At 64.4% G+C, this 17,573-nt stretch carries 18 protein-coding genes; 8 read left to right on the forward strand and 10 right to left on the reverse strand.

What is annotated here, in order from left to right:
* The first annotated feature begins 186 nt into the window (after positions 1-186).
* Both IB267_RS21460 and IB267_RS21465 read left to right on the forward strand, forming a co-directional pair.
* Positions 187-1,245, forward strand: coding sequence for a P1 family peptidase (locus tag IB267_RS21460; RefSeq protein ID WP_192449479.1), 1,059 nt, complete (start codon positions 187-189; stop codon positions 1,243-1,245).
* A gap of 72 nt (positions 1,246-1,317) precedes the next feature.
* A complete protein-coding gene (locus tag IB267_RS21465; RefSeq protein WP_192449480.1) occupies positions 1,318-2,178 on the forward strand; it encodes a D-amino-acid transaminase in 861 nt (286 codons plus the stop codon).
* Positions 2,179-2,204: 26 nt separating this feature from the next.
* Here the strand turns inward: IB267_RS21465 and IB267_RS21470 are convergent, their stop codons facing one another.
* Together IB267_RS21470 and IB267_RS21475 are read right to left on the reverse strand one after the other, a co-directional pair.
* The gene (locus IB267_RS21470) at positions 2,205-3,104 is read right to left on the reverse strand and encodes a LysR family transcriptional regulator (protein ID WP_192449481.1); all 900 of its coding nucleotides are present in this window, start codon (positions 3,102-3,104) and stop codon (positions 2,205-2,207) included.
* 84 nt (positions 3,105-3,188) lie between these two features.
* Positions 3,189-4,709 carry a serine hydrolase gene (locus IB267_RS21475; protein WP_192449482.1) on the reverse strand — a complete coding sequence of 507 codons (1,521 nt, stop codon included), beginning with the start codon at positions 4,707-4,709 and terminating at the stop codon, positions 3,189-3,191.
* A gap of 245 nt (positions 4,710-4,954) precedes the next feature.
* Between IB267_RS21475 and IB267_RS21480 the strand changes: the two genes are divergently transcribed.
* On the forward strand, positions 4,955-5,995 hold the full coding sequence (locus IB267_RS21480) for a dipeptidase (RefSeq protein ID WP_192449483.1): 1,041 nt from the start codon (positions 4,955-4,957) through the stop codon (positions 5,993-5,995).
* A gap of 24 nt (positions 5,996-6,019) precedes the next feature.
* Here the strand turns inward: IB267_RS21480 and IB267_RS21485 are convergent, their stop codons facing one another.
* Positions 6,020-6,889 (reverse strand): LysR substrate-binding domain-containing protein, encoded by an 870-nt coding sequence (locus tag IB267_RS21485; protein ID WP_192449484.1) that lies wholly within the window; start codon positions 6,887-6,889, stop codon positions 6,020-6,022.
* A gap of 165 nt (positions 6,890-7,054) precedes the next feature.
* Here IB267_RS21485 and IB267_RS21490 point away from each other — a divergent pair, with 165 nt between their 5' ends.
* A complete protein-coding gene (locus tag IB267_RS21490; RefSeq protein WP_192449485.1) occupies positions 7,055-8,026 on the forward strand; it encodes a quinone oxidoreductase in 972 nt (323 codons plus the stop codon).
* 54 nt (positions 8,027-8,080) lie between these two features.
* Here IB267_RS21490 and IB267_RS21495 read toward each other — a convergent pair whose 3' ends face one another.
* The 3 genes from IB267_RS21495 to IB267_RS21505 form a co-directional block, all read right to left on the reverse strand.
* Complete coding sequence (locus IB267_RS21495; RefSeq protein ID WP_210335958.1) at positions 8,081-8,770, reverse strand: helix-turn-helix domain-containing protein; 690 nt, start codon at positions 8,768-8,770, stop codon at positions 8,081-8,083.
* A 124-nt stretch (positions 8,771-8,894) separates the two neighbouring features.
* Positions 8,895-9,140, reverse strand: coding sequence for a DUF2798 domain-containing protein (locus tag IB267_RS21500; RefSeq protein WP_192449486.1), 246 nt, complete (start codon positions 9,138-9,140; stop codon positions 8,895-8,897).
* A 44-nt stretch (positions 9,141-9,184) separates the two neighbouring features.
* Positions 9,185-10,054: an NmrA family NAD(P)-binding protein gene (locus IB267_RS21505; RefSeq protein WP_192449487.1), complete on the reverse strand. Its 870-nt coding sequence runs from the start codon at positions 10,052-10,054 to the stop codon at positions 9,185-9,187.
* Positions 10,055-10,167: 113 nt separating this feature from the next.
* On the opposite strand from IB267_RS21505, the gene IB267_RS21510 reads away from it, so the two are divergent.
* Positions 10,168-11,061 carry a LysR family transcriptional regulator gene (locus IB267_RS21510; RefSeq protein WP_192449488.1) on the forward strand — a complete coding sequence of 298 codons (894 nt, stop codon included), beginning with the start codon at positions 10,168-10,170 and terminating at the stop codon, positions 11,059-11,061.
* A gap of 34 nt (positions 11,062-11,095) precedes the next feature.
* Here the strand turns inward: IB267_RS21510 and IB267_RS21515 are convergent, their stop codons facing one another.
* Positions 11,096-11,959, reverse strand: coding sequence for a DMT family transporter (locus IB267_RS21515; RefSeq protein ID WP_192449489.1), 864 nt, complete (start codon positions 11,957-11,959; stop codon positions 11,096-11,098).
* Between the two features lie 101 nt (positions 11,960-12,060).
* Here IB267_RS21515 and IB267_RS21520 point away from each other — a divergent pair, with 101 nt between their 5' ends.
* From IB267_RS21520 to IB267_RS21530, 3 genes are read left to right on the forward strand one after another with little or no spacing between them, the layout of a single operon-like run.
* Entirely contained in the window at positions 12,061-13,482 is a 1,422-nt protein-coding gene (locus IB267_RS21520; protein ID WP_192449490.1) for a PLP-dependent aminotransferase family protein, read from the forward strand.
* Complete coding sequence (locus IB267_RS21525) at positions 13,458-13,805, forward strand: hypothetical protein (RefSeq protein WP_192449491.1); 348 nt, start codon at positions 13,458-13,460, stop codon at positions 13,803-13,805. The genes IB267_RS21520 and IB267_RS21525 overlap by 25 nt, the downstream gene beginning before the upstream one ends.
* Positions 13,806-13,814: 9 nt before the next feature.
* Positions 13,815-14,855, forward strand: coding sequence for a glutamine synthetase beta-grasp domain-containing protein (locus IB267_RS21530; RefSeq protein WP_192449492.1), 1,041 nt, complete (start codon positions 13,815-13,817; stop codon positions 14,853-14,855).
* Positions 14,856-14,977: 122 nt separating this feature from the next.
* Here the strand turns inward: IB267_RS21530 and IB267_RS21535 are convergent, their stop codons facing one another.
* The 3 genes from IB267_RS21535 to IB267_RS21545 are packed head-to-tail and all read right to left on the reverse strand — an operon-like array spanning position 14,978 to position 17,573.
* Positions 14,978-15,886, reverse strand: a complete 909-nt coding sequence (locus IB267_RS21535) for an ABC transporter ATP-binding protein (protein WP_192449493.1) — start codon at positions 15,884-15,886, stop codon at positions 14,978-14,980.
* The gene (locus tag IB267_RS21540) at positions 15,883-16,686 is read right to left on the reverse strand and encodes an ABC transporter ATP-binding protein (protein ID WP_192449494.1); all 804 of its coding nucleotides are present in this window, start codon (positions 16,684-16,686) and stop codon (positions 15,883-15,885) included. The genes IB267_RS21535 and IB267_RS21540 overlap by 4 nt, the downstream gene beginning before the upstream one ends.
* A complete protein-coding gene (locus IB267_RS21545; RefSeq protein ID WP_192449495.1) occupies positions 16,683-17,573 on the reverse strand; it encodes an ABC transporter permease in 891 nt (296 codons plus the stop codon). Before IB267_RS21545 ends, IB267_RS21540 begins: the two co-directional genes overlap by 4 nt.

A 17,573-nucleotide genomic window follows, 5' to 3' on the forward strand; every position in this document is an offset into this window, starting at 1 on the left:
GCGGTGCTTCTGCAAGATCGGTTTTGACCGCCGGTCGTGACGAGCCTCCACGATCGCTGGCGTTGCAGGCTTCTCATGAAACTATTCCATTTTTGCGATGCCGTTTTGCCGCCGGGGGATGTAGGTTGCCCTGCGACGAAATGCCTGCTTCGCGAACGGGCCGATGGACAGGAAAACGACGAAAAAATGACGAATATCAAGCGCTTGCGCCTTCGAGATCTTGGTTTCCGGCCAGGTGTCTACGAGCCGGGTCCGCTCAACGCGATCACCGATGTCCCGGGTGTTGCCGTCGGCCAGGCCACCGTTGTCGATGCGGACCGCATCCGCACCGGGGCGACCGCCATCGTGCCGCATGACGGCAACCTCTTTCAGGATAAGGTGCCGGCCGGCTTCGCCGTGCTCAACGGCTTCGGCAAGTTTGCGGGTTCCACCCAGATCGACGAACTTGGCGAGCTGGAAACGCCCGTCGTTCTCACCAACACGCTGGCGACGGGGCGGGCTATCGAGGCCGTCAATCGCTGGACGCTGGCGCAGCCGGGCAACGAGAAGGTGGTGTCGCTGAACGCGGTCGTCGGCGAGACAAACGATTCCCGCCTCAACGACATCCGCGCCGGTCGGCCGACGATCGACGAGATCGGCGCTGCCCTGGCCGCTGCGAAGGCCGGTGCCGTCGAAGAGGGGGCTGTCGGTGCCGGAACCGGCACGGTGGCCTTCGGGCTGAAGGGCGGCATCGGCACGAGTTCGCGCCTTGTGAAGGCGGCCGGCTCGGTCTTTACGCTCGGCGTGCTCGTCCAATCCAATTATGGCGGCCGGCTCACCGTCTGCGGCCGTGCCTACGATGCGCCGGCGGCACACGACCGGGACGGCTCGATCGTCATCGTGGTTGCAACCGATGCGCCGCTGTCTGCCCGCAATCTCAAGCGCCTGGCCGAACGCGCCTTCGGCGGTCTCGCCCGCACCGGGGCGGCACTCAGCAACGGTTCCGGCGACTATGCGCTTGCCTTCTCGACTGCGGCTAGTGTGCGCCGCACCAAGGCGCGGCGAGCCGCGATCGCCGACTATCCCGACCTTCCGAACGACCTGATGTCGCCGCTCTTTGAAGCCGCGATCGAGACGACCGAGGAGGCGATCCTCAATTCTCTGACGATGGCGTGCACGACGCACGGCTTCAACGCCGCGAACGGCAAGCCGAGCACGGTCGAGGCGATCTCGCTCGAACGGCTTCGCGCGCTCAACGAACACTGATTTTGCGCCTCTGGATCGCGCCCGGTGTTGCGGTCCATGCGCTTCTGCCAAACCAATTCCTACGGAGCCCCCATGTCCCAGCCGTCCATCCGCACCGTCTATCTCAACGGCGAGTTTTTGCCGGAGAACGAAGCGCGCCTCTCGATCTTCGACCGCGGCTTCCTCTTCGGCGATGGCATCTACGAGGTCACCGCCGTGCTCGAAGGCAAGCTGATCGACAGCGCCTCGCATATGGCGCGCCTGGAGCGCTGCGCGCGTGAAATCGATGTGTCGTTGCCGGTATCGACCGACGAGATCGTCGCAATCGAAAAGCGGCTGATCAAAGAAAACGGCCTTGTCGAAGGCATGGTCTATCTGCAGCTCACCCGGGGCGCCGAGGACCGGAACTTTCTGTTCTCAGAGGATATCAAGCCGACGCTGGTGCTCTTCACCCAGGCAAAGACGCTGGTGACCGCCACCACCAAGGGGCTGTCGGTCAAGACCGTGCCCGACCAGCGCTGGGCGCGCCGCGACATCAAGAGCGTGTGCCTGCTGCCGCAGGTGATCGCCAAGCGGATCGCCAAGGCCGAAGGCTGCGATGAGGCCTGGATGATCGAGGAGGGGTTCGTGACCGAAGGCGCATCCTCGACCGCCTACATCGTGACTGCGGACAACCGCATCGTCACGCGCGGCAACAGTCAAAAGACGCTGCCCGGCTGCACCAGGCTCGCGGCTCTGGCGCTCGCCGCCGAACAGGGAATGACGCTGGAAGAACGCCCCTTCACGCTCGAAGAGGCGCTCAACGCTCGCGAAGCGTGCCTCACCAGCGCTTCAAACTTCGTTGCGCCGATCACCCGCATCGACGGCAAGCCCGTCGGTAGCGGTGAGCCGGGCCCGGTGGTCAAGCGCCTGCGCGAGCTCTATCTGGAGCACGCGCGGCGAACGGCGATCTAGCTCGACTGTGCGGGCCGGGCTGTCGCTTAGGCGACAGCCTCCAGGTTCTGCCAGACGCGGCCGACGACCGGGCGGCGGTTTTCCTTGGCGCGATAGAGCCGGATCTCGACGCTCACGTCCCAGCGCGGGTCGGCGGCCCTGACCAGCGCGCCGTTCGCCAGTTCGTCCGTCATCAGGCTCTCGGGCACCCAGGCAATGCCCCAGCCGGCTTCCGCCATGGCCTTCAAGCCCACCGACATGCTGCCTTCGTGGACCCTTTGCGCCGGCGGCAGCGTGGGGCCGATCAGGTCGTCGAGAAGCTGACCGAAGAAGGACGACTTTTCGTAGCGCAGATGCGGGAAAGGTTTCGTGCCGCCTTCGAGCCGGTGTAGCGGCGCGCCCGCTTCATTCGCCGCCGAAACGGGGATGATGCGTTCGTGGCCGAGCACGCGATGTTCGAAGGCCTGCGGGTCGAGCAGGTGCGGGACCTGGGTGTGGGCGTAGGTCAGCAGGAAGTCGCATTCGCCGTCGACGAGCGAGTTGAGGTTTTCCTCCATGCTGCCGGAATCCGGACGAAGCCGGGAAAAGAGCGGCCCGCTGCGGGCGTTGACCCGTGTCATCCACGCGGGAAAGAAGGTGAAGGAGAGCGTGTGCAGCGCCGTCAGCTTGATGGTGCGGGCGTCGGAGCCCTCCTCCTGCTGCAGATTGCGCCTTGCCTGATAGAGTTGCTTCAGCGTGTCCTGCGCCACCGGCACGAATTTCGATCCCGCTTCCGTCAAGCGCGAAGGATAGGTCGCGCGGTCTACGAGCGTTGTGCCGAGCCAGGCCTCCAGCTGTCGGATGCGCCGGCTGAAGGCGGATTGGGTGACATGGCGCTCGTCCGCCGCCTTTGAGAAGTTCAGCGTGCTGGCGAGCGCCAGAAAGTCCTCAAGCCATTTGATTTCCACGGGCATGCACTCCTGAAGTCCGGTCCGTCATTCGCCGGCGACCGGACTTCTTTTGTGGCAGCGCCCGCGCGTCATCAAGAAAAATCAGGCGCGGCGGCGATATTCGATCATCCGGGCTCGGCTTGTCACCAGTTCGAGGTGATCGGGCCCGAGGAGATGCAGGCAGATGCGCTTGACCCAGGGCCCATCGCTCAACGTGAACAGGAAGCGACCGTTGCCAAGCGGCGTGAGCTTCATAGTCTGACGGACGGGACCGACGCCCATCAATACCGCGCCGTTCTCGATCGTGAACTCCGCGCCTTCGTCCGAGCACCAGACCCCGGAGAGCGATGCCGGCAGCGGCTCGGCCGTTGCGGCCGGAAGGAAGCGTCGCCCGGCATGCCCGACCTCGCCGACAAGGGCGGAGCCGTCGCGGCGCAGTCGCAGGGGCGATGAGGCGGAGCGCGACGAGACACAGCCGTCGCCGTCGTCATAGAGCGTCTCGTCCGCATCGAGATAGGTGCAGGTACTGCCCTTGACCTCGATCCACCAGGGGCCGGTCTCCGTCACATAGAAACCGTCGCCGAGGTCAGCCGCGGGATCCGGCAGCGCGAGCCCGGTGAGCGCCGCCATGCTTTCGAGCGCGATCTTGTAGCCGTTGGTGTCCTCGCGGTTGGAGACAACGACGAAGCCGGCGCGTGTTTCCGGGTCGAGCAGGAAATAGGTCTTGTACCCGGGGTGTGAGCCGCCATGGCCGACGAATTCGCGGGCGCCGAGCGACGAATTGCGCAGGCCCAACCCGTAGCCCGTGGGGCGCCCGTCGGCGAGATATCGGGGCGCCTGCAACTTCTGCAGGAGACCGGCAAAGCGACCTTCATCATCAAGCAAGGCCTGCAGCCAGGTGGCAAGCGACAGGGCGCTGCCAGTGAGGCTGCCCGAGGCGGAAATGTGCAGGCCGGCGGCAGAAAGCTGCCAGCTTTCGCCCGCGTGCCAGTATCCGGGAACGAGGCCCGCCACCGGATCGTTCCAGACATCCGGCGCCTTCAGCGCGATGCCAAGCGGGCCCGCGATTTCCCGTTGGATGAAAGCGTCGAAGCGGAAGCCCTTGCGCTCCAGCGCCGCTTCGATGAGGCGATAACCGGTGTTCGAATAGGAGACCTCGGTGCCGGCATCAAAGTTCAGCCGCTCCAGGCGTGAGAGGTATTCGAGCAGCGGCCCCGCCTTCGTCTCTGAGTAGACGGAAAGGCCGAGCAGCGACAGGCATTCGCGGGTATCCGGCAGGCCGCCAGTCATGTCGAGCGCCTGCCCGACCGTTACGTCCGCAAGCGGCGAGCGCAGTTCCGGAAGGTGCTGACCGAGCGGATCGTCGAGACCGATGAGATCGGCATGGGCCAGCACCATCGCTGAGAAGACGTGCTTAGTGAGCGACGCATAACGCACGACGCTGTCGGCGGTGAACGGCGCAAACGTAGCGAGGCTTTCGACGCCGGCCGTATGCGAGAAGCACATGCCGGATGCGTCGAAGCCGATGACCGCGCCGCCCGGCTCGTCCGCCGCCCATTGTGCGGTCAGGCCTCTCGCAGCCGCTTCGGCGGCCTGCCAATCGAGCGTTACCGGCTTCGTCATGTCCATTCTCCAATCCTGATCGCAGCGGTTTCCCGCGCGTATCGCCGACTAAGCACGACAGTGCCTTGTGCCGCCAATTCCGATTCCGGCAGGGCCTATGCACGGTTTGCATTTGCCCGGTCTGCCTGCACCGGGTTAGTGCAGCGGGGAAAAAGGGTGCGGTTCCCGCACCCAATGTCTATGGTCCGTTCGCGACTATCCATGAGTCGCGCTTGAGGACAACAGGTTGAGAAGGCGGTCCAGAATTGGCGACGCAAGCGAAAATCCCGGTCTTTGACGGACATAACGACGTGCTGTCGCGGCTCTGGCGTTCACCGGGCGGCGCTGCCGAGCGTCGTTTCCTCGATGGTGTCGATACCGGGCATATCGATCTCGACAAGGCCGCAGCGGGTGGCCTCGCCGGCGGTCTCTGCGCCGTCTACGTGGCATCGCCGGGCCTTGCCAAGGACGGCAGCGGCGAGTTCGCAACGCCTGATCAGCAAAGCGCGCTCGAAGCCACGCTCGGCATGGCGAGCCTGCTGATGCGGATCGAGCGCCAGTCGAAGGGCCGGCTGAAGATCTGCCGCAGTGCTGCTGATATCCGCGCCGCCATGGACACTGGTGCCTTTGCCTCGGTGCTGCACATCGAGGGCATCGAAGCCGTTGGCGCTGACCTCGATGCGCTCTATGTGCTGCACGCCGCGGGTCTGCGCACGCTCGGCCCCGTCTGGAGCCGGCCGAACATTTTTGCCTATGGCGTTCCCTTCCGCTTTCCCTCCTCGCCCGATATCGGTCCGGGCCTCAGCGAGGCCGGCAAGGATCTCGTGCGCGCCTGCAACGAGTTGAAGATCATGCTCGATCTTTCGCATATGAACGAGCAGGGCTTCTGGGACATCGCCGCGCTGTCGCAGGCGCCGCTCGTCGCCTCCCATTCCAACGTGCATGCGCTCTGCCCGCACAGCCGCAACCTGACGGACCGTCAGCTCGACGCGATCAGGGACAGTGGCGGTTTGGCCGGCATCAACTTCGGCGTCCTTTTCCTGCGCGCGGACGGGACCAGGAACACGGATACGCCGCTCTCGCTCCTTGTCGACCACATCGACTACATCGTCGAGCGTATCGGTATCGAGCATGTGGCGCTCGGCTCTGACTTCGACGGTACGGCCATCCCGGCGGCCATGCGCAGCGCGGCCGATCTGCCGCTGCTCGTCGACCTCTTGCGCACCCGCGGTTATGACGACGCGGCGCTCGCAAAGATCTGCCACGGCAATTGGATCCGCGTGCTGGAGACAACCTGGGGCGCGTGAGCCCCGGCCGGAGCCGCGCAGGCGTTAGGTCCTGGAAGCGATCGGCAGGGCTTCGAGCAGCACGCTGATCGCGCAATCGACAGCGGCCGTGCGTCGATCCCTGGCGAAAAGCCCATATTGCACGGCAAACGGCTTCGGTACGGCAGACGAAGCGGGTAGCGCCCGCATCGTGCCCGCGCGGATCGCTTCCGGCGGAAGCAAACCAATGCCGAGGCCGTTCTCGATCGCGGCCTGCAGCGCCGTGATGCTCTGGCTGGTAAAAGTGATCCGGTGTTCCCGGCCCTGGTCGGCCAGCGTCTCGATCATGCGCCGGCGCCAGAGGCAGGGCGCGGCGAAGGCGACGAGGTCGACCGGCCGCGTTTCGTCGAAAGCGTAGTCCGTCGCACAGACCCATTGCAGTTCGACGTTCCAGGTGGTGAGGGCGTCGGCGGTGACCACCGAGGTTGGCACGACCATGATGTCGAGGTCGCCTTCGGGCCAGGTCTTTCCAAGCGCCACACATTGTTCGACGACAACATCGAGCCGGATCTCCTGGTAGCCGCGCCGCAATCGCCCGAGCGCTTCGGGCAGCGCCGTCGTTGCCACTTCCTCGGCAAGCCCGACCCGCACGCCGCCGCTAAGGTCCACCTGTCTGAGCCGCGCCGCCGCTTCGTCGCCGAGCGCCAGCATGCGCGTGGCGTATCCCAGAAACAATTCGCCTTCGGGTGTTGGCACGACGCCACGACCGGTGCGGGTGAAAAGTTGCCGGCCGAGCACTTCCTCAAGCCGGCGCATCTGCATGCTGAGCGCCGATTGCGTACGGCCGGTCTGGGTGGCGACACGGTTCAGGCTGCCCTGTCGGCAGACCGCGACGAAGCTGCGGAGGAGGTCGATGCTGATCTGATCAGATATCACGATCTTTGAACTCTGTTGTCATTGATATCAGTCTACACGGGGGACTCACGCATGGCTATCTGTCAGATGTGATCAGCGAGGAAGGCGGAGCAGCACCAAGCAGATTGGCATCGACCGTCGCTTGGAGGCTGCCAGGGCCAGCCGACCAACCAGAGGACCAGATCCATGAAAGCTATCCGCGTGTATCAGCACGGCGGGCCTGATGTGCTCGCCTATGAAAATGTCGAACTCGGCGAACCCGGCCTCGGTGAAGTGCGCGTGCGCAACCGGGCGATCGGCGTCAACTTCGTCGACATCTATCTGCGCAGCGGCGCCTATCCGCCGCCGCAGCTTCCTTTCATCCCAGGCAAAGAGGGAGCGGGCGAGGTGATCTCGGTCGGGCCTGGCGTCGAGGGCTTCAAGCCGGGGGACCGCGTCGCCTACGCCGAAGCGCTTGGTGCCTATGCGGAGGAGCACAATGTGCCTGCCCGTGTTCTCGTGCACCTGCCTCACGGCATCGATTTCGAGACGGGTGCAGCGATGATGTTGAAGGGCCTGACAGCGCAATATTTGTTGCGTCGCACCTTCCGGGTTGAGGCCGGTCATACCCTCCTCGTCCATGCGGCCGCCGGCGGTGTCGGCCTTATCCTGACGCAATGGGCGAAACATCTGGGCGCAAAGGTCATTGGCACCGTCGGTTCGCCGGAGAAGGCCGAACTGGCGCTGGCCAACGGTGCGGACCACGTGATCGACTACGGCAAGGAGAATTTTGCGGCGCGCGTGCGCGAAATCACCAAAGGCGAGGGGGTCGATGTCGTCTATGACAGCATCGGCAAGGCGACGTTCGAAGGTTCGCTCGACAGCCTGCGCCCCTTCGGTCACTTCGTCAGTTTCGGTGCCGCTTCCGGCCCGATCCCGCCCTTCGACATCACGATGCTGGCGCAGAAGGGTTCGCTTTACGCCACCTGGCCGCTGTTGCCCGCGCATCTTGTCCGACGCGAGGACGTGCTGGCGATGAGCAAGGATCTCTTCGCCGTCGTCGCAAGCGGCGCGGTCACGATCCCCGTGCATGCGCGCCTGCCGCTTTCCGAGGCAGCCGAGGCGCATCGCCGGCTCGAAGGACGTCAGACGACGGGTGCCATGGTGCTCCTGCCATAGATCAGCGGGGCGAGCCCATCGACAAACGCGTGACGGCGCCGGCTGGGGCGCCTGTCACTTGTCTTCGGCGATCCCGCTGGCGTCGAGCCGGTTTTCGGCCCGGGTCACGGCAAGGCTGTCGGCGGGGCTTCCGGAGGGGGCGCCGTCGCCGAAGACGTCCATGGTGCAGGTGTGCAGGATCGTGGTCGGCTCGCTGGTGTGGTTCCACATCGTATGGGTGCGCAACGACGGGAAATGGGCGGAATCGCCCGGCTCCAGAACCATCGCTTCGCCGTCCACTTCCAGCGTCAGCGCTCCCTTCAGGATGAAGAAGATCTCCTCCCCCTCATGCGACATCGGTTCGCTGCGATGGCCGGGCGGCTCGTGGATGATGGTGCTTCTGAGCACGTTGCCGGGAAAGGACGCGGAGAGCCGCTCGTAGGAAACGGCCTTGCCGCTTTCTCCACCGAGCCCATAGACCGGCCGGTGTTCGCGCCGGGTGAACGGCGTCGCCACCTTCGGCGGGTTGAGAAAGCTGCCGGCCTCGACCTTCAAGGTACGGCAGACGGCGATCAGCGAGGTCAGCGAGGGAACGGTGATGCCTCGCTCGATCTGCGAGATGAAGCCGACGGAAAAACCGGCCTCGTCGGCGACCTCCTGAAGCGTCATCTTCAAGCTCTTTCGCCGCTGGCGCAGGCGATCGCCAAGCGACGGCGTTTCTGCCGCGCCGGTCGATGCGCCGCTGGCATGGTCCGCCGTCGTCACTGTCTGTCCCCTTCTCGTCTCTCCTCAAGCTAGGGTGCAGCCCGATTTCCTGTCAATCGTTTTTAGATATCCTAAAAATCTCGCGTTCCCCAAAGCTCGGTTTGGGGTCAACGCGAGAAACCTGTCAGTTGCTGCGCGACTGTTCGACGGTGGCCGCTACGATGCGGCGCACGAACGGAAGGACCACCAACAGGCTGGGGAAGGCGACCAGCCAGGAGAAGGCCCAGGCCTTGATCCACAGTGCGAGAATATCGGGCTGGATGCCGTTGCCGATCGCCGTCGAGACGAAGGAAACGATGCCGGACATCAGGACGGAGAGAACGAGCGGCATGACGATGGTCTGGTATCGGTGCGGAAGCTTCTTTGGCATGAGGTGAACTCCGGGGGGACGGGAAGGGATGCGGTCGCCGGCCGCTAGGCCTGCACCAGTTCGTGAATGAAACTCTCGAGATTGCGGGGTTCGCGCTGAAGTGTGGCGCGTAGCGTCATGCTGTTTCCACCGAGGCCGACTTCGGCATAGTGGGCGTGGACCTTGGACAGCAGTTCCAGCTGGTGGTCTGTGTATTTTGCGGCGATCGGCTTTGCCCATTCGTGAAAGCCGATGGTTGCCGCAACGATCGGCCGACCGAGCGCGATGCTCATCATTTCGGCAATTTCCTCGCGGTTGTGCCGGCCCTCGGCAGAGAGCTCCAGCGTCGCATAGGCGAGGCGGTCTTCCGTGAGCGCGATCGCCGCGACTTCGGCGACATCACGGTAATCGACACGGGCGATGCGCGTGGTCGTCGGAAACGGCTCTGCGAAGCTGCTGGTAGCAAGCACACTTGCCCAGGCGGACCGCAGGTTCTGCATGAAGTTTGCCGGATGCAGGATGGTGTATTCGAGCGGCGAGGAATAGAGCGCATCCTCCACCGGGATCTTTGCCGCGTGGTTCTTCAGCCGCACATGGGTCGGCTGGATCACCGAAGAGAAAACGAACTTCCTGACACCGGCGCGCACGGCGGCTTCGACCATCGATACGCCCATCGCTGCCTCATCCGGTGCAAAGGCCGGACCGATGTGAAAGACACCGGCAGCACCCTCAAGCGCCTGGTCCAGACTGGCACGCTCGCGCAGATCGCCGATCGCGATTTCCGCTGCGCCGAGCGATTTCGCAAGCGCGCCCTGCGCTTTGTCGCGGATCAGGGCACGGACCCTGGCGCCGCGCCGCGCCAGTTCCGGAACGACGAGGCCGGCAAAGCGGCCGCTGGCGCCGACGACAAGGATCGTGTTGGAGCGCTGGTTCATGGGTGTCTGCCTTTCGAGCCATCGTGATGTGACGATCTCAAGCTAATGGCGCGCAACAATGCGGACAATCAGCGCAAAATGTGATTTATTCTCCAGCAAAACGGGATTATTGCATGAGCCGCATTGAAGACCTGGAAGCCTTTCTGGCCATTGTCGAGCAGGGGAGCCTGACGGCCGCGGCGAAACGCCTGGGGCGGCCGCTGCAGACGGTCAGCCGGTCGCTCGCGATGCTCGAAGCCGATGTCGGGGTCGAGCTGGTGCATAGAACGACCCGCCGCTCGATGCCGAGCGAGGCGGGTGAGAGCTTCTATCTGCGCATCAAGCCCGCAGTGGAGCAGATTCACGAGGCGCGGGAGGAGGTGGCACAGCGTCGCTCCGAGCCATCAGGCGTGCTGCGTCTTGGGGCGCCCAGTCTGTTTGCGCCGCGGTTCCTGATGCCTGTGATCGCCGAATACATGGCGAGATATCCGCAGGTCGAGGTCGATCTCGACCTCTCCGATGCCTTCGTCGACCTCGCCGCAAGCGGGCTCGATCTGGTGGTGCGGATCGGCGATCTCCAGGATTCCGGGCTGACCGGCAAGCGCCTGGGCGCGCTGCGCCGCGTCGTCTTCGGTTCGACCGCCTATTTTGCGCGCTTCGGCCGGCCGGCTCATCCGCAGGAACTCTCGGCCCATCGTTGCGTCACGCGCACAGGCGACGAGCGACCCGGCGTCTGGATGTTCACCATCGACGGGCGGGCTCGGGCGTTCAAGGTGAGCGGCGCGGTTCGCACCAACTCGATGAACGCGATCTATGCGGCGGTGGAACAGGGGCTCGGCCTTGGTTTTTCGCCGCTGTGGCAGATCAAGGACCTGATCGATGCGGGCAAGGTCGAAACAGTGCTGGAAGACTTCGAGCCTGCTCCGGTGCCGATCCATGCGCTCTGGCTGGAGGGGCGAACCCCATCTGCAAAGATCCGCCGCTTTCTCGATCTGCTCGGAGAGCGGTTGAAACTCGACCGCCTCTAGAGGGCTTGGGCTGCGCCGCCCCGTGAAAAGTCGGCTATTTCGCGAACTTCTTGGCGCCGGCGACGCAGAGCACGATCGCGCCGGTCGCCGCCAGCATGCTCCAGCTGACCGGCTCGCCGAGAAGCGTTGCCGCCAGCGCCAGGCCGAAAAAGGGCTGAAGAAGCTGTAACTGCCCGACGCCGGCGACGCCGCCGAGCGCGAGGCCGCGATACCAGAAGACGAAACCGACCAGCATGCTGAACAGCGAGACATAGGCAAGGCCCGCCCAGGCGCCGTTCGTGACGGTCGCGAAAGAGGCTGGCAGCGTGAACAGTGTCAACGCCAGCATGATCGGCAAGGACATGACCAACGCCCAGCAGATCACCTGCCAGCCGCCGAGCTTGCGCGACAGGCTGGCGCCTTCGGCATAGCCGAGGCCGCAGACGATGATGGCGCCGAGCATCAGGAGGTCGCCGATCGGCGAGGCGGCAAAGCCCTGCACCAGCGCAAAGCCGACGACAGCAGCGCTGCCGAGCGAGGAAAAGAGCCAGAAGGCCGGGCGTGGCCGCTCGCCGGCGCGCATGACGCCGAAGATCGCGGTTGCCAGCGGCAGCAGGCCGACAAAGACGATCAGATGCGCCGAGGTGACATGCTGCAGGGCCAGCGCGGTCAGCAGCGGAAAGCCCAGTACGACGCCGAAGGCGACGATTGCCAGCGAAACGAGGTCGGCCTTCGCCGGGCGCGGCTGGCGGAAGATGAGAAGCAGGACGAGCCCGAGCAGGCCGGCGATCGCCGCGCGCGCCACCGTCAGGAATACCGGGTCGAAATCCATCACCGCGACGCGGGTCGCGGGCAGTGATCCACTGAAGATCAGCACTCCGAGAAAACCGCTCACCCAACCGTCTGCCGTCTTGTCCATAGCGTTCTCCTTTTTCGCCTGTATCGGGCGAATGGGCTGGCCCGGCCAGAGACAATGCGGTACAGTTTTGCAAAACTGTATTGGACGGAAGAGCAGTACGGATGACGGTCCAGGATTTGGAGATCGGCAGCGAAACGCTGCTCGAAGGCGTGATGGCGACGATCCGGCAGCGGATCGCCGGGCGTATCCTGACGCCGGGGACGAAGCTTCCGTCGATCCGTGCCTTCGCCAACACCATGCGCGTTTCGAAGTCCACCGTCGTCGAAGCCTATGAGCGGCTGGTGGCCGAAGGCGTCATTCGCTCAAAACCCGGCGCCGGTTTTTTCGTCTCGGCGCCGTTGGCGCCCCTTTCTCTGGCCGAGATCGGTCCGCGGCTCGACCGGGCCGTCGATCCGCTCTGGGTGTCGCGCCAGGCGCTGGAAACCGGCGACAACGTCTTGAAGCCGGGCTGCGGCTGGCTGCCGCCGAGCTGGATGCCGGAAACTGCAATCCGTCGTGCGCTCAAATCCGCAACCAAGCTGGAGGTGAGCGGGCTGACGGACTACGGAACGCCGCTCGGTCATCGGCCCCTGCGCCAACTTCTCGCGCGACGCCTCGGAGAACACGGCGTCGAGGCATCGCCCGACCAGATCATCCTGACGGAATCGGGAACGCAGGCGATCGATCTTCTCTGCCGCTTTTTGATCGAGCCAGGCGATACGGTCGTGGTCGACGACCCCTGCTATTTCAATTTCCATGCCCTGCTGCGTGCTCATCGGGCCGACGTGGTGAGCGTGCCCTATACGCCTTCGGGGCCCGATCTCGAGAAATTCGCCGAGGTTCTCGCGACCCACCGGCCGCGGCTCTACATCACCAATTCCGCCCTTCACAATCCGACGGGCGCCACGCTTTCTCCGGTCGTCGCCCATCGTCTGCTGAAGCTGGCCGAACAGGCCGGGCTGACAATCGTCGAGGACGACATCTTCGCCGATTTCGAGCACGCGCCGGCGCCGCGGCTTGCCGCCTTCGACGGGCTCGAGCGTGTCGTGCAGATCGGCAGCTTCTCCAAGACCCTCTCGGCCTCCATCCGCTGCGGCTTCATCGCCGCGCCGCGGGAGTGGATCGAGGGACTGGTCGACCTGAAGATCGCCACCACGTTCGGCGGGCCGAGCCTTTCGGCGGAGCTGGTTTTTGCGATGCTCAAGGACGGCAGCTACCGCAAGCACATGGAGGCACTACGCCAGCGCCTGTCGCGGGCAATGAGCGATACGGCGGCGCGGCTTGGCGCGATCGGCATCACGCCATGGATCGAGCCGCAGGCGGGCATGTTTCTCTGGTGCCGCCTGCCCGAGAGTATCGATGCGGCTGAGGTGGCGCGGAAGGCGCTGCAGCAGGAAATCGTTCTGGCGCCCGGCAACGTCTTTTCCCATGCCGGCACCGCCAACGGTTTCCTGCGCTTCAATGTTTCCCAATGTGATGACGCGCGGCTTTTCAAGGTTCTGCCCACGATCATGCGCCAATGCGGGAAGCCGCCGGCCGGCTGAGCGAGCTGTTTAAGGGGCCGCTGCACGTTTTCCAGGCAATCGCCGGCGTTTGCCGGCGCTCGATCATCTATCGCCGCGTTGTTGCCCTGCTTTGCTGCGGAGTCAGGCAGTATTTGCCTATTTTTTGTGCGATGCGCTGTTTCCTTGCGCTGCCGCGCCGGTCCGCCGGCGCCGCATCTGTCGCCAATGATCGTTTTATCTCGTTTTTCGGCCCTGAATCCGAGTTGGCACGATTAATGCTTCTTAATTGGCATCGGTCGTCGGGTAGCCAATCTGGATTGCCCAGCCGCCTTCGGAACCCAGCCATTCCTGGCGTCATGTGAGAGAACGAAATGACAAAGTTTAAGCTCGAATACATCTGGCTCGACGGTTACAAGCCCACCCCGAACCTGCGCGGCAAGACCCTGATCAAGGAATTCGACGCTTTCCCGACGCTTGAGCAGCTTCCCTTCTGGGGCTTCGACGGTTCCTCCACGATGCAGGCCGAAGGCAGCAGTTCGGACTGCGTGCTGAAGCCGGCCGCCGTCTATCCGGATCCGGAGCGCAAGAACGGCGTTCTCGTCCTTTGCGAAGTCATGATGCCGGATGCCAAGACGCCGCATCCGTCCAACACCCGCGCGACGGTCCTTGAAGACGATGGCGCCTGGTTCGGCTTCGAGCAGGAGTACTTCTTCTACCAGGGCGGCCGCCCGCTCGGCTTCCCGGACGCCGGCTTCCCCGCGCCGCAGGGCCCCTACTACTGCGGCGTCGGCTTCAGCAACGTCGGCGACGTGGCCCGCAAGATCGTCGAGGAGCATCTCGACATCTGCCTGGCTGCCGGCATCAACCATGAAGGCATCAATGCGGAAGTCGCCAAGGGCCAGTGGGAATTCCAGGTGTTCGGCAAGGGCTCGCGCAAGGCTGCCGACGAAATCTGGCTCGCACGCTACCTGCTGCAGCGCCTGACGGAAAAGTACGGCATCGACGTCGAATACCACTGCAAGCCGCTCGGCGACACCGACTGGAACGGCTCTGGCATGCACGCCAACTTCTCGACCGCCTACATGCGCGAAGTCGGCGGCAAGGAATACTTCGAGGACCTGATGGCGGCTTTCGCCGAAGCCCGTGCCGACCACATTGCCGTCTATGGCCCGGACAACCACATGCGCCTGACCGGCAAGCATGAAACCGCTTCGATCCACCAGTTCAGCTATGGTGTTGCTGACCGTGGTGCGTCGATCCGCGTTCCGCACAGCTTCGTCAACAACGACTACAAGGGTTACCTCGAAGATCGCCGCCCGAACTCCAAGGGCGACCCCTACCAGATCGCTTCGCAGATCCTGAAGACGATCTCCACCGTTCCGACCGACGTCGAAAAGCGCGAAGCCGCCTGATTTAACGGCCCGGCGCACACGAGGGCGCCGGGCCAAAATCGACGGGGTTGCGCTTTTCGCGACCAAACAAAAACGCCCCGCGGCAAGCGGGGCGTTTTTGTTTTTGCCGGTCGGCGGGCGGCTCAGGCCGCGCGCACGAAATGATCGGGCTCGACCTCGCGGATCGTCGCCTGATCTGCCGCCGAGCGCCGGCGGGTTTCGTCTGCTTCAGCGGAACTGACCTGCGCGTTCGGGTCGTCGAAGCGGATATCCGGATCTGGCACTGCAGACAGCAGCAGCTTCGTGTAGGGATGAGCCGGGTTGTCGATGACCTTGCCGGTATTGCCCCATTCGACAATCTGGCCAGCATACATCACCGCGATATCCTCTGCGACGTAGCGGGCGGTGGCGATGTCGTGGGTGATGTAGAGCAGGCCGAGGTTCATGTCGCGCTTCATCTCGCTCAAGAGATTGAGCACGCCGAGCCGCACGGAAACGTCGAGCATCGAGGTCGGCTCGTCGGCAACGATGACCTCGGGCTTGGCCGCGAGCGCCCGGGCGATGTTGACGCGCTGGCGCTGGCCGCCGGAAAGTTCGTGCGGGTACTTCGGCGCGACGATCTCAGGATCGAGCTTCACCTGGCGAAGCAGGGCCTTGATCTCCTCTTCGACCGCAGCCCCCCGGATGTCGGGACGGTGCAGCATCAGCGGCCGCTTCAGGTGGTAGGCGATCGTGTGGGCCGGATTGAGCGAGGCGAAAGGATCCTGGAAGATCATCTGCACCGAGCGGCGATAGTCGGCGATTTCCTTGGCTCCGGCCGCGTCGACGGGCTTGCCCTTATAGAGCAGCCGCCCTTCGCTCGGCGCATATTCGCGCATGGCGATGCGGGCGCAGGTGGTCTTGCCGCTGCCGGATTCGCCGACGACGGCGAGCGCTCGTCCGGCATGCAGCGAGAAGGAGATGGCCCGTGCGGCGCGCACCGCGCCGGGGCCGTTTCCAAAGGTCTTGCTGACTTTATCCAAAGTCAGAATGGGTGCGGATAGGCCGGTCATCGAAGAACGCCTCCGTGCAACGAGGGGAAGGAAGCCCAGAGCTTCTTGGTATAGTCGTGCTCCGGTGTCCGGTAGATGGCGTCGGCGGTGCCCTGTTCGACCAGCTTGCCGCCGAGCATGATGCCGATGCGGTCGCAGAACTGCACCATCAGCCCGAGATCGTGGGTGATGAAGAGCACTGCAAACCCAAGCTTGCGCCGGAGTTCGTTGATCCGCTGCAGGATTTCGCGCTGCACGACGACGTCGAGCGCCGTCGTCGGCTCGTCCATGACGATCAGCCGCGGATCGAGCGCAAGGCAGATGGCAATGACGATGCGCTGGCGCATGCCGCCGGAAAACTGGTGCGGATAGTCGCGCATCCGGTCCGGCGAGATGTCGACGAGCTTGAGCATCTCGGCGGTGCGGTCCCGCGCCTGTGCGCGAGTGATGCGCTTGTGTGTTCTTAGCACGTCGTAGAACTGCTGCTCGATGCGCAGCACTGGGTTCAGCGAGTTCATCGCGCTCTGGAACACCATTGCCACTTCGCGCCAGCGGAAGTCGGCGAGATCCTTCTGGTCGAGGTCGAGCACGTCTCGGCCGTCGAGCAGGATAGCGCTTTCCTTGCGGATCAGCGCCGGCGGCTTGTGCAGCCGGCTGATGGCAAAGGCGATCGTGCTCTTGCCGCAGCCGCTCTCGCCTGCAAGGCCGAAGACCTCTCCGGGAGCAACGTCAAAGCTGACATTGTCGACGGCGCGGAAGTCGTTGGTCTCGCCGATATAGTCGATGGTCAGGTTCTTGACCGAAAGCAGAGGTGCGGTCACAGGCGGCCCTCCCCGGAGCGGATGAGCGCGGACCAGCGGCCGAGCCGGTTGCCGGTGCGAAGCCGCGGATTGGCGATTTCGTCGACGGCGAAGTTCAGCAGCGACAGGCCGATGCCGAGGAAGGCGAGCGCGAAACAGGGCGTCAGGATGTCCCACCAGGCACCGACCGAAAGCGCAGAGGCCTTCTGCGCGGCATAGAGCATCGTGCCCCAGGAAACGACCTTGGGGTCGCCGAGGCCGAGGAACTCCAGGGTTGCCTGGGTGATGATCGCGAAGATCACACTGCCGATGAAGTTGATGCCGACGATCGAGATGAGGTTGGGGAAGATCTCGAAGGTCATGATGCGCCAGCGTGGCTCGCCCATCATCTCGGCGGATTTCACATAGTCCTTCTGCTTGACCGAAAGCGTCTCGGCGCGGGTGACGCGGGCGCCCCAGGCCCAGGAGGTGCAGCCGAGAATGAGCGCGATGACCCACGGGCTTGCCTGGCCGATGAAGGCGGCGAGCACGAGCAGCAGCGGCAGGTTCGGTACGACGAGCACCATGTTGGTGAAGAAGCTGATGACCTCGTCGATCTTGCCGCCGCGATAGCCGGCGATGATGCCGAGCGCCGTGCCGACAATGGTGATCAGAAGCCCGGCGCCGAAGCCGACGGCCAGCGACGTGCGAGCACCGTAGACGAGGCGTGCGAAGACGTCCTGGCCGATGCGCGTGGTACCGAGCCAGTGTTCGAGCGACGGAGACTGATGCGGCCGCCCGACGCGGGCGCCCGGGTCATAGGAGGTTAGCAAGGGGGCGGCGATCGCGACCAGCAGAATGAAGGCGACGATCAGCGCGCCGACCATGGCCTTGCGGTTGTGGATGAGCGGGAAGGAGGAGGTCTTCAT

The sequence above is a fragment of the Ensifer sp. ENS09 genome (genome assembly GCF_014852425.1).
GTDB lineage: Bacteria > Pseudomonadota > Alphaproteobacteria > Rhizobiales > Rhizobiaceae > Ensifer.

Excerpts from the sequence above, each read along its gene's own strand:
- IB267_RS21460 (WP_192449479.1), top strand. The coding sequence starts at position 187 with ATGACGAATATCAAGCGCTTGCGCCTTCGAGATCTTGGTTTCCGGCCA.
- IB267_RS21465 (WP_192449480.1), top strand. The coding sequence starts at position 1,318 with ATGTCCCAGCCGTCCATCCGCACCGTCTATCTCAACGGCGAGTTTTTG.
- IB267_RS21475 (WP_192449482.1), bottom strand. The coding sequence starts at position 4,709 with ATGACGAAGCCGGTAACGCTCGATTGGCAGGCCGCCGAAGCGGCTGCG.
- IB267_RS21490 (WP_192449485.1), top strand. The coding sequence starts at position 7,055 with ATGAAAGCTATCCGCGTGTATCAGCACGGCGGGCCTGATGTGCTCGCC.
- IB267_RS21500 (WP_192449486.1), bottom strand. The coding sequence starts at position 9,140 with ATGCCAAAGAAGCTTCCGCACCGATACCAGACCATCGTCATGCCGCTC.
- IB267_RS21505 (WP_192449487.1), bottom strand. The coding sequence starts at position 10,054 with ATGAACCAGCGCTCCAACACGATCCTTGTCGTCGGCGCCAGCGGCCGC.
- IB267_RS21510 (WP_192449488.1), top strand. The coding sequence starts at position 10,168 with ATGAGCCGCATTGAAGACCTGGAAGCCTTTCTGGCCATTGTCGAGCAG.
- IB267_RS21515 (WP_192449489.1), bottom strand. The coding sequence starts at position 11,959 with ATGGACAAGACGGCAGACGGTTGGGTGAGCGGTTTTCTCGGAGTGCTG.
- IB267_RS21520 (WP_192449490.1), top strand. The coding sequence starts at position 12,061 with ATGACGGTCCAGGATTTGGAGATCGGCAGCGAAACGCTGCTCGAAGGC.
- IB267_RS21525 (WP_192449491.1), top strand. The coding sequence starts at position 13,458 with ATGCGGGAAGCCGCCGGCCGGCTGAGCGAGCTGTTTAAGGGGCCGCTG.
- IB267_RS21530 (WP_192449492.1), top strand. The coding sequence starts at position 13,815 with ATGACAAAGTTTAAGCTCGAATACATCTGGCTCGACGGTTACAAGCCC.
- IB267_RS21535 (WP_192449493.1), bottom strand. The coding sequence starts at position 15,886 with ATGACCGGCCTATCCGCACCCATTCTGACTTTGGATAAAGTCAGCAAG.
- IB267_RS21545 (WP_192449495.1), bottom strand. The coding sequence starts at position 17,573 with ATGAAGACCTCCTCCTTCCCGCTCATCCACAACCGCAAGGCCATGGTC.